This window comes from Desulfuromonas sp., assembly GCA_002869615.1.
GTDB lineage: Bacteria > Desulfobacterota > Desulfuromonadia > Desulfuromonadales > UBA2294 > BM707.
Map to the genome: position 1 here is coordinate 29,886 of PKUH01000104.1, position 15,498 is coordinate 45,383.

A 15,498-nucleotide genomic window follows, 5' to 3' on the forward strand; every position below is an offset into this window, starting at 1 on the left:
CAGAATGAATGGATACACGCTATGCAAAAGAATCAATTCCGATCGGTCTGTCCTTATGATTGTCCCGATACCTGTGGCCTCCTCGTTGAAGTTGGAGAGGGCCAGGTGCTCTCGGTCAAGGGCGATCCGGATCATCCGTTTACGGCCGGTTTCCTCTGTGCCAAGATGAACCGGTATGCCGATACGGTGCATCATGCCGGTCGACTGACTACACCGCTGTTGCGGACCGGGGTGAAGGGTCGCGGAGAATTCAGGCCGATCGGCTGGGATGAGGCGGCCGCCATGATCGCCGATAAATGGCAGACAATCATCAGCGAAAGCGGCGCAGAGTCGATCCTGCCGTATTCTTATGCCGGAACGATGGGGCTTGTGCAGCGTAACGCCGGCCATGCCTTCTTCCATAAAGTCGGCGCCTCGCAGCTCGAGCGGACCATCTGTGTCGCCGCCAAAAGTGCCGGCTGGGAGGCGGTGCTCGGAAGTACGCCGGCTCCGGTTCCGGAGACAGTGCTCGCGAGCGATCTGGTTCTGCTCTGGGGGATTAACGTTGTCGCGACCAATATCCATTTCGTGCCGTTGCTGAAACAGGCAAAAAAGAATGGTGCGAAGGTGGTGATGATCGACACCTACGCCAATCATTCAAAGGATCTCGCCGACGAGCTTATCCTGATCCGCCCCGGCAGCGACGGTGCCTTGGCCCTCGGGATCATGTATATCCTTGAACGTGAACGACTGGTCGATGAATCGTTTATTGCTGAACATGTTTTCGGCTATGAAAGACTGCGTGACGAGGTCCTGCCGTTCAACACGCCGGGCAAAACGGCGGAGCGGACCGGCCTCGATGTGGCGGTGATCGAGCAGCTGGCCCGGGATTACGCCGGGGCATCGGCTCCGTTGATCCGGCTCGGCTCGGCGCTGTCACGTTATGCCAACGGAGGCATGAATATCCGGACCATTTCGACCCTGCCGGCTCTGGTCGGAGCCTATGGTAAAGCGGGAGGCGGCTGTCTGGGGAATACCTCGACCGGACATTTGTTCGATATGTCGGTTATCGAGCGCCCCGATTTCCTGCAGGCACCGAGCCGTCCGGTCAATATGAATCAGCTCGGCTCGGCGCTGAACAGTCTTGATGATCCGCCGATCAGATCACTTTATGTCTATCATTCCAACCCGGCCGCTATTGCGCCTGACCAGAATGAAGTGATCCGGGGGCTTGAACGGGACGACCTTTTTACGGTTGTCCATGAACGATTTATGACCGACACCGCCCGCTATGCCGATATCGTTCTGCCGGCCACCAGCTCGGTTGAGCATTCAGATATCTACAAGTCTTACGGTTCATACACCCTGCAGCGGTCAAAACCGGTGATTGCGCCGGTCGGTTCCAGCAAGTCGAACTGGGAGACCTTCTGCCTTCTGGCCGCCGCCCTCGGATGCGATGAGCCGTTCTTTGCCATGAGCGAAGATCAACTGATCGATCAGCTGATTGAACGGTCTCCGGTCAAAGACCATATCGATGTCGCGGCCCTGAACCGTGGTGAGTGCCAACTGCTGCCGGCGGACAATCCCGGACCGCCGTTCGGAACGCAATCGGGGCGGATTGAAATTGAAAATTTTCAACTCGACGAGCCGCTGCCCCGTTATCTGCCGACAGCGCCGGCGAATTATCCGCTCCGGCTGATGACGGCACCGGCGCTGCACATCCTCAATTCGAGCTTCTGTGAGCGCGACGATGTCCGGCAGGCCGAGAAGGGGATGCGGCTGCAGATGCATCCGGATGAAGCCCGGAAGCGGGGGCTGGCCGACGGTGCCCTGGTGCTCGTCGCCAACGATCAGGGCGAGGTCACATTTTTCCTGACGGTCACTGCCGATGTCCCCATCGGAGTGGTCGTTGCCGAGGGCGCCTGGTGGCGCGATGCGGCGCCGGGGAATCGGACGGTCAATGCCCTGACGTCGCAGCGCCTGACCGACATGGGGCGGGGAAGTACCCTCTATGACAATTTTGTCGAAGTGAGAAAGACATGACTTTTACTGCTGCCGGTCCAGATAAAAACACCCATTTACGAATCGCCGCCTTTCCTTTTTTTACGGATCTTTCAGAACAGGGGCGTTTGCTCCTGCTTGGTGCATTGCAGCCAATGCTGATTGAACGGGGTACAGAACTCCTTGATGAAGGCGCTTTCTGCCAGGCGCTGCTGTTGGTCGAGTCGGGTGCGATCAGGGTTTTCAAGATGTCTCCCGCCGGCCGTGAAATCACCCTCTACCAGGTTGCCCCCGGTGAGAGCTGCGTTCTCGGGACCTCCTGCGTCGTCAATGATTTGCGCTATCCGGCCCAAGCTGTTTGCACCGTCGATACCAGTGCACTGGCTGTCCCGGCACCAGTATTTCGCCAGCTTTACGAAGAAGAGCCAGCAGTTCGTTCATTCGTCATGGATCTGTTTTCACGCCGGCTTTCCGACATAATGGTTTTGGTCGAGGAAGTTGCATTTCGACGGATGGACGAGCGGCTGGCTGCTTTTCTGCTTGAAAAAGGAATCGTTTCTCCCGGTGTTTTCAAGCCGATCGAAATGAGTCACGAAGAAATTGCTTCTCACCTGGGAACCGCCCGTGAGGTCGTCAGTCGAGTTTTACAGCAATTTGTTGATGATGGACTGGTTCATCTCGAAAGAAAAAAGGTTGTCCTGTTGAAAGCTTCTGATTTGCAGCTTCGTTCAGGACCGGAAAAATAATTACACTTTTGTGACTCGGGTCACAGAAACATGGAAAGACTTCCGGTAACCTCCGGTTAAAGACTGAACACTCATTACTTAACGGAGGTTGTGCCATGAAACAGAATGTACACAAAATTGACAGGATTCTTCGACTATCGCTGGGGGCTGCCCTGCTGATTTATTTCTTTACCGGTCCGTCCGATTATAGTGTTTTTGGATTGCTCGGGATTATTCCTCTGCTAACAGGTCTCGTCGGGTTCTGCCCACTTTACGCGGTCCTCGGCATTGATGGCTGTAAATGTAACAGGAGTTGATCAATAAAATCCGCCAGTGTTGTAAAATAAGGGACACTTCCCGCTCCCAGGGACGTGTCCCTTATTGCTAATGCAAAGATTACTGGTCTAGTCAGGTTTGTTTGGTTATAATCAACAAAAAAACCAACAATGCGGAGGATAATAATGACGATAAAAACAATGAAATATGTTTTGGTTGTGCTCATAAGTATGGCTTTTCTCTCCGGAGGAGTTTTTGCCGGTCAGGGGGCTGACCCCGAGTCTTGTGCAAAGGTTTACACGTGTGCCTGCGGCGATGGGTGCTCTTGTGACACCGTTTCTGCCAAACCGGGAAAATGTTCATGTGGCAAGGACATGATGGAACGGAACGTTCTCAAGGATGATGCTGACAATATCTATGTCTGCGGCTGCGGCGCCGGATGTAATTGTACCGCCGCCTCGGCTGATGGCACCAAGTGTTCGTGCGGCAAGGAACTGAAAGCCTATCCCAAGGCGAACAAAGCGGGGTGTGCCTGTTGCCAGAAGGGGAAATCTGACGGCTGACCGATTGATCTATGGTGATTTGCCGGGGCACTGCATGACTGCAGTGCCCCTTTTCATGCTCAGCAAATGCTTGACGGTTCGGCAAGTCTGGATTAAATTGCCCTCCGGACACCTGTAAACTGGAGAATTGAATGGCCAAAATCGAATTGCCCGGCGAACGCAAAGTCAAGCATCTGACCCTGATCCGTGAACCGCGGACAATTACCCCGCAGGAATTCAACGCCCTCAGCTTTGCGGAACGTCTCGAGATGGTGCGGGTTTCCGACAGCGAGTTCCGCTACCGCTTGTTGACCGAGGCGCGGGACGGAGGCCGCATCATGGAGCGGCTCTCCGGGCAGGATGTCTATCTGATGCTTAAGGAAATCGGTACCGAGGCCGTTGAACTGGTGCTGCCGATGATCAGCCCGGACCAGTTCACTTTCTGTCTCGATCTCGATTGCTGGAATGGCGACAGGATCGATTCGGTCAAGGCTCTGCAGTGGATCGAACAGCTTTTTGAGTGCGAAGAAGAGAAGATCCTGCAGATCATTCGCGAGATGAATTTCGAGCTGCTGGTGCTGATTCTGAAGATGCATGTCACGGTCCTGCATGGCCCGGATGATATCGATGAAGATGATGTGCGGATTGAGGCGATGCGCCGCGACGGCGGCTACGAATTCGATTTCAAAAACGGCGAGGAAAGCAAACTTTTCATCAAGCTTTTCGAAGTGCTGTTCCGGAGCGATCCCGGTTTCTACACCTATCTGATCGAGTCGGTACGTGGTGAACACGATTCACTGCTCACCGAGTCGGTTTACCATCAGCGAACCGGCCGTCTTCACGACGCCGGTTTCCCGGACCCCCTGGAAGCACGGGCGATTTACTCCTGGATCGAACCGGAAGAGATCCGGCTCGGTGAGGGGAAACTGCCAATGCAGCCGTCTGAGGATGGTGTCGCGCAACCGGCATTTATGCTGATTGAGGCAAATCCACGAGATCTTCTTGCCTCAGCCCTGGCTGAATGCCTGACCCCGTCCGCCAACTGGGAGCTCGCCTGCCTGGCCAACAAGATCCTGCTCGCTGATGGTGTCGATCTTGATGACCGGCCGTCCGTCCGGGACTCCCTCGGGCGGATGTATGAAACCTTTAACCTCGCCCTGGAGTACCTGTGTGACGACAAGGCCGGGGCTGTGGAGTTACTGAAAAGCACCTATTTCCAGCATCTCTTCCAGGTCGGATATAACCTTAAAATCAGGTTGCAGCGCCGGGCCAATAAGTTGTTAAAGACCGCTGCCGGCCCGTTTTTTGACCCTCCGTACAAACAGTTTCTCGAAGCGCTCGGCCGGAAGCAGCCGCACTATTTTACCGGCCTCGATGATCCGGCAGAAACGGTCGAGCGCAATTTCCGCAGTGCCATCGATCTGGTTCGGGCAGAAAAATGGCTCGACATGATCGAACGCCAGCGCCGGTTGTTTGCTGACCGTCTGCCGTTTGATCTCCCTTCAGAAGAGTCTTTTGATCTTGCCGGGTGCAAACCGGAGCAGGTCGAAGATTTGACCCTTTCCCGGCTTTTCCTGACGGCGTTGGCCAATCGTGTACTCGGACGTGACTTTGGCCCCGAGCCGCTGGCCGCAGAGGAGCTGCCGGGCCTGCACGGTATGATCAGTCAGGTGGGCAAACTTGACAGCCGCTTGCGCGAAGAAACGGTTGCCTGGATCGAGACCCTGGTTGAGGGGAGCGGTGGTTTTGCTGACTGGTGTCTCGATATCTGGGAGCTTGAGTTCTGTTCGGTCGATCCGGAACGGATTGATCCGCGATTCATTGGCGGGCTGCTTGTCCGTTTCGAATAGCTGGTATTCGTCTACTTGGGGAGAAAAACCTGGACCCGGGTATACTCGCCTTCCTTGCTGTTAATTTCAATTTCGCCACTATGCAGTTTGATGATGTCGTAGCAGATGCTCAGGCCGAGGCCGGTGCCGACACCGGCCTCTTTTGTTGTGAAGAATGGATTCAGGATCCTCGCCAGGTTCTCTTCCGGGATCCCGGTGCCGTTGTCGGTGATATCAAGGCAGATATGCGATTTTCCGCGCTTTTCGACAATTGAAGCCTGCAGGCTGACCTTTTTCTCTGCCCCTTGCTGCCGGTGCTTCTTGTTGACGGCATATCTGGCATTGCTCAACAGGTTGAGAATGACCTGCTCAATCTGGTGAGCGTTGCATTTGATCGAACCGATATCCTGCGGAATCGAAACATCTACTTCAATTCCGTCCGCCCGGAATTTGGCCCGGGTCAGCGACAGCGGTTCATCAACGATGGTTGTGATATCGTGCGTTGAATGGCGCCCCTGGTCATCGCGGGAAAAAGAGAGCAGTGTTTTGACGATGTCGGCAATGCGGACCCCCTCATGAATGATTCTGTCGAGCAGTTCAAGATCATTCTCGGCAGTCAACCGCCCTTTCAGAATCTCGGCATAATTGATGACGCCTCCGATCGGGTTGTTGATCTCGTGGGCAACTCCGGCCGAGAGTTCGCCGAGTGAAGCCAGTTGTGAAGAGCGGATCGCTGTCGTTTCCAGTTTTTTCTGCTCACTGATGTCGACAAAATAGCCATACAGCTTCTCCGGCCCCTCTTTGCCCATCTGTACCGAAACAATGTCCTGAACCCAGACGGTATGGCCATCGGCGTGAATGGCGCGATAGGTAAAGTCATGGTCGCGGCCTTTGCCGGTTTCAATAGTGCAGTAATTGAGGGCGTTCTGCTGTTCATCAGGATGCAGGGTCTTGACCCAGGCGTCCATATTGGTCCAGTAGTCGACCGGGTAACCGAACAGATCAGTGATCCTGGGGCCGACATAGACGAACTGTTGCGTATTAACGTCGAGTTCCCAGGGGACGGCCCGGGTGTTTTCGACGAGGTAGCGGAATCGCGCTTCCCGCAGCCTGATCTCCTCGGTGCGCCGATGCACTTCACGCCTCAGCACCAGGACCACAAGTGAAAGAATAATGAGGCCGCCAGCGGTTGAGAGAATGAGAATGACAACCCATTGCGGGATGCGGTAGCCGCCGGTTTTTCCGGCCAGCCAGTAATCAATCTTTTCATAATAGATTGATCCGGGATCATTTTTCCAGCGGGAGAGGTATTCATCAATTTTACTGATTACCTCGGTATTCTCTCCTTTGTTCGTCGCGAAAAAAACGGAGAACGGCTCAAACTCAATTGTCGTTGGTACCAGGTTGTATGCTTTTGCTTCGCGGAAACCGAAATGCTGAGGCACGACGCCGGCATAAACTTCTCCATCCCGGATCGCTGCAAAAATATCATAATGTGTCCGGTATTCCATGATGACAGGTGAAATCCCGAGTTTGTGGGCGGTTGCGATGAAGTTCCTGCCGTTAATGTCTCGACTGGCAACGGCGACCTGCTGTTTGTCAAGGTGGGATATATCCGATATCACGGAATTGGGTCTTTTATAGAGTCTTCCCCAGATGTCGGCGACCGTTTCCCGGCTGAAGTCGAGAGTTTTGGCCCGTTCTTCCGAATAACCGATGGTCGTGATCAGGTCGATTTCACTATTCTGGACACGCTGCAGGCATTCGCCCCAGGATCCGGGGACAAAGGTGAGGCTCCACCCTTCCTCACGAACAATTTCCCGGAGGAGATCGGGATAAAGACCCTGTGCCGTCCCTTCAGCGTCGATGAAGTTCAACGGTTTCATCGGGAAGATACCGACCCGGACCTCATGCCTTGCTTCGGCAAAGACCGACGAGTTGACGATAAGCGCCAGAATACATATCAGGACCAGCCTGAACAGTCGTTTCATAATAAACCCGGTCGGTTAATTAGTATTTGTCAAAGGACTCCAGAATATAACATGTATAATCAGCGACCTCTACTGCGATCGTTAGTATGGATTAATAGCTCAGCGCCGATTTCCCATGATTCGCAGCAGCATCAGGAAGAGATTGATGAAATCAAGGTAGAGTCGCAACGCGCCGAGGATTGCTGCTTTCTTCTGGCTCTCTCCGTCGGCAAACCCGGCCTCTCCGATCTTTTTGATCTTCTGGGTGTCGTAGGCGGTCAGTCCGACGAAAATAAAGACACCGATGTAGCTGGTGATCCAGTAGATCATCTCGCTCTGCATAAAAAGATTCACTACAGACGCGATAATAATGCCGATCAGACCCATGAAGAGAAAGCTGCCCCAGCCGGTCAGGTCTTTTTTGGTCGTGTAGCCATAGATACTCATTGCGGCAAAGGTGCCGGAGGCGACGAAAAAGGTGCTGGCAATTGAGCTGCTGGTGTAAATCATGAAGATCGCGGCAAAGGTCACGCCGTTGAGGCCCGAATAAATGAGGAACATCAGGGTCGCCGTCATCGCGCTGATACGATTGATCGCCGCCGAGAGGGCGATGACCAGTCCGAGTTCGCCGATAATCAGGCCGTAAAAAACCATCTTGTTGCCGAAGATCAGATTCAGCATCTGCTGGCTCGAGAGGGTAACAACTGCCATCAGGGCGGTCAGGGCCAGCCCGGCCGTCATCCAGCCGTAAACCTTCGGGAAAAAACCGGTTGAGTCGGCAACGGTCGGAGCTGCAGTATAAGGGTTGTTCTGGTTCGGTATCATGTTGTCTCTCCTCTGTTTTTCAGATAAGGCATTCTAGCAAAACATCGGGGAAAAAGCATCTGAATCAGGTCCAGCTCTTTTTCCTTCCGGAAGCGGCCCGGCAATACTTGACATCGGCTGTTCTCCCCCGTATAAAGCCATCGATTGTTTGTTCATTCTGCCCAGGAGGATTCCCGGATGGTTAAGGTTCTGTTCCGCAAAATCCATAATGAAGCCTCGTTTCTGAAAAGCCATATCGATCTGCACGGACCGGCAAAGGTGGTGCTGTACCAGTTAGCCATAGCTGTCGGTGCGATGATCTCTGCCTTCGGCTACAGCATGTTCATGGTTCCGTTCAATCTTGCCGCCGGCGGCATCGGCGGCCTCGGGGTTATTATTAATCACTATACCGGCTGGCCGGCCGGCGGGCTGTTCATGCTGATGAACCTGCCGCTGCTCGTTCTCGGTTTCTTTCACCTCGGGCGCTGGCGCTTTCTCTTTTCATGCCTGCTTTCAATCGCCGTCTTTTCGATCACGGCCGACACCTTCAGTACCTTCCTGCCCGGCATGATGAAAACCTATCCGATTTCCGACGACCTGTTGCTCAATGCGATTTATGGCGGTCTTTTTTTCGGGCTCGGGGTCGGTATCGTCTTTCGTTACGGCGGCGCCTTTGGCGGCACGGTTATCCCGGCCCGGATCCTCCACGCCAAAACCGGATATCCTCTGAGCCAGACCTTTTTCTACTTCGATGGCGGTATTATTATCCTGGCCGGCATGGTCTTCGGTTGGGAGCTGGCGATGCTCGGGATGCTCTCGCTTTTTATCGGCGGCCTGGCCACCGATTTTGTACTCGAAGGGGTGAGCCAGGTGCGCACCATTACCATCGTCAGCTATCAACCGGATGAGCTGAAGCGGGCGATTCTGCTCAACCTTGGGCGGGGAATCAGTCAGTGGGAGGTCAAGGGCGGTTATTCCGAGCGTGACTATACGATGCTTTTCTGCACGATCAGCCGGGCCCAGGTTCAGGATCTGAAAGCGATTGTCGCCGAATACGATCCGGAAGCTTTTCTCGTCGTCGGCGTCGCCCAGCAGGCTGTCGGCAGCTTCAGTTTTCAACGGCACTTGCCCCTGAAAAAAAGGCGTCGCGCCGGCAGCAGTGAATCCTGAGGCCGTCCGGGTCAGGTCGTCGCGAGTTGCCAGGGGAGGCAGGCCTGCTTCAATTCGATCGGGTCGGCAATGTGCATCCGGGCGTCGCTCAGCGCTGTTACCGCGATTCTCCCTTTGCGGGAAACGACAAACTGTTGGCCCGCCGGAACCAGGTGATCGGCAGGATCTCCCGGCTGGGTGATCCAGAGATCTCCGTATCGGCACGAGATGACAAGCTTGCGGGCATCGCCATCGATCGAGACGATTTCTCCATTTCCCAGTACCATTTCCATAATGATCTCCTTCCATTCATTCGCAACTGGTCCCATGATAACCATTAACAGCCGGTAATAACAGATTCAGTTGTCCTTTTTTGTAACCATTACAGTCGGCTTTTTATGTAACTGTATCCATTGGATATGCGGTAGACTGTATCTAGCCTTTGCAGGGCGAGGGGGGGTAAACTTCGAATATGAGCGAAATCAACAGCGATGCTGAACGCAAGGTTCCACTCTACGAGAATGTCGCCAACCGGATATCGTACCTGATTGAACAGGGTACCTTCAGGCCGGGCGACAAGGTCCCGTCTATACGCAACCTGAGCCAGCAGTTCGGGGTCAGTATCAATACGACCAAGCAGGCCTACGCCTATCTCGAAGACCGTCGCCTGATCGAAGCGCGGCCGCAATCGGGATATTTCGTTTCGGCCCGTCTGCCCGATGTGCCGGTCGATCCGCAGATTTTAAAACGGGAAATCAGCCCGACCGAGGTCAGCCTCGGTGATCTCTCCCGGATGATCCTGCGTGACTCGATGAATTCCGAGCTGCTGCAGCTCGGAATCAGTTCGCCCGGGTATGACATGCTGCCGATCGATAAACTGAACCGGATGATCGCCAGCGAATTGCGTCGAAGACCGGAACAGGCGGTCGAATACTCGGTTCCACCCGGAAACAGCCGGCTCCGCACCCAGATTGCCAAGCGGATGCTGCTCGCCGGTTGTGCTCTGCGGCCCGATGACATCGTCACGACGACCGGCTGTATGGAAGCTGTATTCCTGGCGCTGAAGGTTCTGTGCCAACCGGGCGATACGGTCGCCGTTGAGTCGCCGACTTTTTTCAACTTCCTGCAGTTGATCGAGGCCCTCGGATTGAAAGCTCTGGAAATACCGACCTCACCGACCGATGGACTCAGCCTCGAGGCGCTCTCTTATGCCCTTGAGCATAATGCCATCAGCGCTTGCCTGGTCGTTACCAATTACAGCAATCCGCTCGGCTGCATCATGTCAGATGATCGGAAAAGAGAGCTGGTCGAGCTTTTGGCAACATACGATGTCCCCCTGATCGAGGATGATATCCATGGCGATATCGCATTTGTCGATGAGCGGCCGAGTGTTGCCCGTTCTTATTCTCGCGATGGCAACGTTCTGCTCTGTTCTTCCTTCAGCAAGACGGTTGCTCCAGGCTACCGGGTCGGCTGGATTGCACCGGGGCGTTATCAGGAGGAAATCGAGGGGCTGAAGATGGCGACGACCGTCGCTTCGGCCAGTCCGACCCAGATGGCGGTTGCCGAGTTTCTCGCAAATGGCGGATATGAAAGACATCTGCGTAAATTGAGGCGTGATTCAGCCAGTCGTGTTGCGCAAATGAGTGAAGCGATCGGTACCTATTTTCCCGAAGGGACCAAGGTGACCAGGCCGCGCGGCGGATTCTGCCTCTGGCTCGAGATGCCGGGCGAGGTCGATGCTCTTAAACTCTATGCCGACGCGGTCAGCGAGGGGATTACCCTTGCCCCGGGCCCGCTCTTTTCGGCGACCGGCAAGTTCAGGAACTGTATCCGCCTCAATGCGGCCATGTGGAGTGACCGGATTGAACATGCCGTCGCTACATTAGGTCGGCTGGCCCGGGCTTTCTGAGCGGGGTGTCGAGAAAAAACTTGGTTTCACCGTTTCGCTTGTCTATTATTGTCTCTCGGTAACAGTTCTGCATCGGTATGTGATGATCCGGGCCGGAAAGAAGGATCTCCCTGGAAATCATTCTATCGACAGCCATTACCCAATAGTGTCAGCGGCCCCGGGCAACGGTCCAGGCCCGGTCCGCAGGGCTCACAGGAGTAATTATGCGTATTATTGTTTTAACAGCCCTTATTCTTCTATTGGCAACGATGCCGCTTTCGGCAGAGATCTACAAGTGGGTCGATGACAATGGCAACGTTCATTTTACCGATACGCCGCCTCCCGGCCATACCGATAGCGAGGTCGTCAATCCGCAACCGAATGTCGTTGCAGGGTATGGCACCGTTTCCGGAGAAAGTTCGGCGCAGGCAGCCCCTGCGCAGACGCCCCGGGCCGGTGTCGCGCCGGTCGACTTGCCGATCGTCGAGTTGTTCGTCACCAGCTGGTGCGGCTACTGTAAAAAGGCTGAAGCGTGGTTCAAGGCCCGAAATATCCCTTATGTGAAATATGATGTTGAAAAAGATCGGGATGCGGCGCGGCGCAAGGCATCGCTGACCCAGAGCCGCGGCGTTCCTTTTGTCCTGATCGGAAGTGTCGGAATCCCGGGCTACTCGGAAGCGGCATTTGAAAAAGCCCTCCGCCAATATCAGTGAGGTTATGATTCGCGGCTTTCGTTCAATATGCGTTGCGATCGCCCTCGTCTTGTTTCTGGCAGGACATGCTCCGGCGCAGACCGACGCAGATTCGGCATGGGAGAATCGGGTCAAACTCGAGGAGAGGGCCCGGGATAATCCATTTTTTATTGCCCCGCACCGCCCGAATTACATTCTCCCCGTCAGCTACAATACCCGGCCGAATACAACACCTTTTACGCCGGGCACCGAAGACTTCGATCATACCGAAATGAAATTCCAGTTCAGTATGAAGCTGCAGGTGGCCAGGGATGTGTTTCACAACAACGGCAAGATCTATTTCGCTTACACCAACCTTTCTTTCTGGCAGGCCTACAACAAGGATGCCTCGAGTCCGTTTCGTGAGACCAACCATGAGCCGGAGTTATTCCTGACCGTTGACAATGACTGGAATTTTCTCGGCCTGACCAACCGGGCAAACAGTATCGGTGTTGTTCACCAGTCGAACGGCCGCAGCGGTGCCTTGTCGCGGAGCTGGAACCGGATCTACGGTCTCTTCATGTTTGATCGCGGCAACTTCCTGTTTGCGCTTAAACCGTGGTACCGAATTCCCGAGGAAGAGAAGAGTTCGCCGACCGATCCGACCGGCGATGACAACCCCGATATCAACAAGTTCCTCGGCTCCGGTGAACTCTATGCCTTCTACAAGTGGGACCGGCAGACCTTCGGATTGATGCTCCGCAATAACTTGCGCCGGCATGACAATAAAGGGGCCATACAGCTTGACTGGAGTTTCCCGGTCAGTAGCAACCTGAAGGGGTATGTCCAGTATTTCAGCGGCTACGGCGAAAGCCTGATCGATTATAACGCCGCGGTACACCGGATCAGTCTCGGCGTTCTTCTGACCGACTGGCTTTAGGAGGAACAGATGGATTTGCGCCAACAGGTTGTCCGTTTTCGTGAATTGCTGGACCGCAGCGGGCTCGAGATTGACGACTTTGAATTGAATGTCAACAGCGATGCCTTCAGGAAGTTGCTTGACGGCGGCGCCGGCAGTCTTGAAGTTCTCTGTCGCCGCAGCGGCATCGCGATCAATTATCAATATGACGGAACCGCATCCTGGCTTGATCAGCTGGCCGCAGATCTCAGCCAGGGGAAATTCCGGAAGGATGGCTGATGCCGCTGCTGGTTGACAGCCCGACCGAGTTGACAACGGCCGCCACCGACTTCGCTCTTGGCCTGCTCGCCGTCGCCGGCTGGTTTGGCCTCTACCGGCTGCCGCACCGGAACCTGGCCCGCCGACTCTGGCTGGCGCTCCTTGCGGCGTTGGCTGCCTCCTCTTTTCTCGGGGCCGCCGCCCATGCCATACGCATGGATAAAGCGGTCAACGATCTGCTCTGGCAGCCGCTCTATTTTCTCCTTGGCCTGACCCTCACGCTGCTGGCGCTGGTCGCCGTCGCCGGTTGGCGCGGCGAGCCGGCAGCCGCCGGCGCCGTCAAGTGGCTGCTGCCATTGCCGTTTCTCGTCGTTGCAGTGACCTGGCTCGGTTCGGGTTCTTTTATCTGGTTTGTCCTGTTTGAAGCGCTGATCATGATCTTTTGCGCCGGCGTTTATCTTTCGCTTGTCCGGCGGCGCCATCCGGGAAGCGGCTGGGTGCTGGCCGGCATCATGATCAGTATCCTGGCGGCGGTCGTTCAGGCGGCCGGACCGTACAGCTTTAAGCTGATCTGGCTGTTCGATCACAACGGCCTGTTTCATATCGTGCAACTTCCGGGAGTGGTCTGCTTCGTTGTCGGGGCCCACAAAAACCTCACGGCGAATCTCTGATCGCAATCTGTTCGCTTACTCTTCTTCGACCAGCCGACTGGTGATCTTGACCTCCGAGTGAAGCGTCTTATGGACCGGACAGCGATCGGCTATTTCAAGCATCCGTTGTTGCTGCTCCGCATCGAGCTCTCCCGTCAGGCTGATTTCCCGCTCAATATGATCGATTTTGCCGGTCTCCGAACTGCAGTCGTCGCAATCTTTTGCGTGTATTTTCTTGTGCGTCAGCGTCACCGTGACCGCGTCGAGGGGCAACTTTTTATGGTCGGCATACATCCGCAGGGTCATGGCGGTGCAGGCACCGACCCCGGCGACCAGCAGGTCGTATGGCGAAGGGCCGTGGTTGGTTCCGCCGACGGCTATCGGCTCATCGGCAACCAGCGGATGACCGTTGGCGACGATATCGGTATGAAACCCCTGCTCGAGACGGGCCACCACCTTATTGTCGGGATGGGTAACGTCCGGGTCCTTGCGCCTGATCTCCAGGAATTTTCCGGCCCAGGTTGCGGCGATCAACCCGGCATAATCCGCATCCTGAGCATTGCTGAGCAGATGGTCGGCGGTGTCGAGTGAAATGAAACTTTTTGGGTGCCGGGCCGCCTTGAAGATTGTCGCAGCATGGTCGATCGAGACAATTTTATCGAAGGGCGAGTGCATGACAAGCAGCGGTTTTTTGAGGTTTTGCAGCGCCTCTTCGAGATGGCTTTCGCGCAAGTCGTCAATAAACTCTTTCCTGATGCGAAACGTCCGGCCGCCAAGGTCGACTTCGGCTTCCCCCCGCTGCAGGATTTCTTCTTCATTCTCCTTGAAGTGGTCAATGATATGGGCCGGATCGGAAGGCGCGGCAATCGTGATAATCGCCCGGATCGAATCGATTTTTCCGGCGGCATTGATCACCGCGGCACCGCCGAGCGAATGCCCGATCAGCAACGCCGGCGGCATCTCTTCGCGGCGCATGAATTCTGCTGCCCGGACAAGGTCGTCGACGTTCGAAGAGAAACTGGTTTCAGCAAACTCTCCTTCGCTCGCCCCGATTCCGGTAAAGTCGAAACGGAGGACCGCGATCCCCTGGCAGGCCAGGGCCCGGCTGATCTGAACCGCGGCCTTGATGTTTTTGCTGCAGGTGAAGCAGTGGGCGAAAATTGCGTAGGCATGCGGTTTACGGTCGACCGGCAGCTCAAGCCGTCCAGAAAGATCCTGGTTGTCGCTGTTGGTGAATGTTATCTTTTCGGTTCGCATCGTTGCCTCCAGACTGAAAGTTTACAGGTCAATCATAGCATTCGAAACGGTCTTTGCCTTGCCGGTCATCGGTTTTACAAAAAAGGCCAGGTGGAGACACTACCCGAAGTTCAGGGAAATATTCCCTGACCTGGATACTGAAAACATGAAGACAGAAGACGAGAGAACCGCGCGGTCGCGGCCGCGCACTCCGCCATACTCTTTTATTAAGCCATAAAAGAGTATGCAGAAAACGGCTCCCCTGCAGGGGGCTTTTTTGGTTTGTCTGAATTGTTTCTGTTCAACTGTGCTGCCGGGGAGTTTGCCTTGAGGCAAACGCAGTTCGTCTCCGTGGCGTTTGCGGTTAGGCTGCGGTTTAATGATCGCGCTGACGGGAGCGACCTCAAGAGCTCCAGGGGTAAGTCAAAATCATCAATGGATTGCCAAACGGAGTCTAAAAGTTGACGGGGACACTACCCGAATCCCAGGGAAGTATCCCCCTGAAGACAGAATACAGGAAGAACCGCCGGGTCCCGGCCCGGCAGCCGGGTTCATTTCTTTATTAAGCGATAAAGAAACGAACCAAAGAAACCGCTCC

The 15,498-nt window shown here is 55.0% G+C and carries 15 protein-coding genes; 11 read left to right on the forward strand and 4 right to left on the reverse strand.

The features are described from left to right. Positions 1-21 precede the first annotated feature (21 nt). The 5 genes from C0623_11240 (at position 22) to C0623_11260 (ending at position 5,373) form a co-directional block, all read left to right on the forward strand. Complete coding sequence (locus C0623_11240; protein ID PLX98820.1) at positions 22-2,022, forward strand: formate dehydrogenase; 2,001 nt, start codon at positions 22-24, stop codon at positions 2,020-2,022. After that, entirely contained in the window at positions 2,019-2,726 is a 708-nt protein-coding gene (locus C0623_11245; protein PLX98821.1) for a transcriptional regulator, read from the forward strand. The genes C0623_11240 and C0623_11245 overlap by 4 nt, the downstream gene beginning before the upstream one ends. Before the next feature lie 95 nt (positions 2,727-2,821). Continuing rightward, complete coding sequence (locus tag C0623_11250; GenBank protein PLX98822.1) at positions 2,822-3,022, forward strand: DUF2892 domain-containing protein; 201 nt, start codon at positions 2,822-2,824, stop codon at positions 3,020-3,022. Between the two features lie 144 nt (positions 3,023-3,166). After that, complete coding sequence (locus C0623_11255; GenBank protein ID PLX98823.1) at positions 3,167-3,544, forward strand: hypothetical protein; 378 nt, start codon at positions 3,167-3,169, stop codon at positions 3,542-3,544. A 131-nt stretch (positions 3,545-3,675) separates the two neighbouring features. After that, complete coding sequence (locus C0623_11260) at positions 3,676-5,373, forward strand: hypothetical protein (protein PLX98824.1); 1,698 nt, start codon at positions 3,676-3,678, stop codon at positions 5,371-5,373. Between the two features lie 11 nt (positions 5,374-5,384). On the opposite strand, the gene C0623_11265 is transcribed toward C0623_11260, so the two are convergent. Then, positions 5,385-7,343: a hypothetical protein gene (locus tag C0623_11265; protein PLX98825.1), complete on the reverse strand. Its 1,959-nt coding sequence runs from the start codon at positions 7,341-7,343 to the stop codon at positions 5,385-5,387. Between the two features lie 99 nt (positions 7,344-7,442). Further along, positions 7,443-8,147 (reverse strand): hypothetical protein, encoded by a 705-nt coding sequence (locus tag C0623_11270; protein ID PLX98826.1) that lies wholly within the window; start codon positions 8,145-8,147, stop codon positions 7,443-7,445. A 177-nt stretch (positions 8,148-8,324) separates the two neighbouring features. On the opposite strand from C0623_11270, the gene C0623_11275 reads away from it, so the two are divergent. After that, the gene (locus tag C0623_11275; protein ID PLX98827.1) at positions 8,325-9,296 is read left to right on the forward strand and encodes a YitT family protein; all 972 of its coding nucleotides are present in this window, start codon (positions 8,325-8,327) and stop codon (positions 9,294-9,296) included. A gap of 11 nt (positions 9,297-9,307) precedes the next feature. Here the strand turns inward: C0623_11275 and C0623_11280 are convergent, their stop codons facing one another. Beyond that, positions 9,308-9,613: a hypothetical protein gene (locus C0623_11280; GenBank protein ID PLX98828.1), complete on the reverse strand. Its 306-nt coding sequence runs from the start codon at positions 9,611-9,613 to the stop codon at positions 9,308-9,310. Between the two features lie 134 nt (positions 9,614-9,747). On the opposite strand from C0623_11280, the gene C0623_11285 reads away from it, so the two are divergent. The 5 genes from C0623_11285 to C0623_11305 all read left to right on the forward strand — a co-directional run bounded on the left by C0623_11285 (position 9,748) and on the right by C0623_11305 (position 13,685). Then, positions 9,748-11,187 (forward strand): GntR family transcriptional regulator, encoded by a 1,440-nt coding sequence (locus C0623_11285; GenBank protein PLX98829.1) that lies wholly within the window; start codon positions 9,748-9,750, stop codon positions 11,185-11,187. A gap of 203 nt (positions 11,188-11,390) precedes the next feature. Continuing rightward, positions 11,391-11,879 carry an NrdH-like redox domain-containing protein gene (locus C0623_11290; GenBank protein PLX98830.1) on the forward strand — a complete coding sequence of 163 codons (489 nt, stop codon included), beginning with the start codon at positions 11,391-11,393 and terminating at the stop codon, positions 11,877-11,879. Positions 11,880-11,883: 4 nt separating this feature from the next. Continuing rightward, a complete protein-coding gene (locus C0623_11295; protein ID PLX98835.1) occupies positions 11,884-12,777 on the forward strand; it encodes a phospholipase in 894 nt (297 codons plus the stop codon). A gap of 9 nt (positions 12,778-12,786) precedes the next feature. Next, complete coding sequence (locus tag C0623_11300; GenBank protein PLX98831.1) at positions 12,787-13,035, forward strand: hypothetical protein; 249 nt, start codon at positions 12,787-12,789, stop codon at positions 13,033-13,035. Then, complete coding sequence (locus tag C0623_11305; protein ID PLX98832.1) at positions 13,035-13,685, forward strand: hypothetical protein; 651 nt, start codon at positions 13,035-13,037, stop codon at positions 13,683-13,685. Before C0623_11300 ends, C0623_11305 begins: the two co-directional genes overlap by 1 nt. Before the next feature lie 15 nt (positions 13,686-13,700). Here the strand turns inward: C0623_11305 and C0623_11310 are convergent, their stop codons facing one another. Beyond that, a complete protein-coding gene (locus tag C0623_11310) occupies positions 13,701-14,921 on the reverse strand; it encodes an osmotically inducible protein C (GenBank protein PLX98833.1) in 1,221 nt (406 codons plus the stop codon). Between the last annotated feature and the right edge of the window lie 577 nt (positions 14,922-15,498).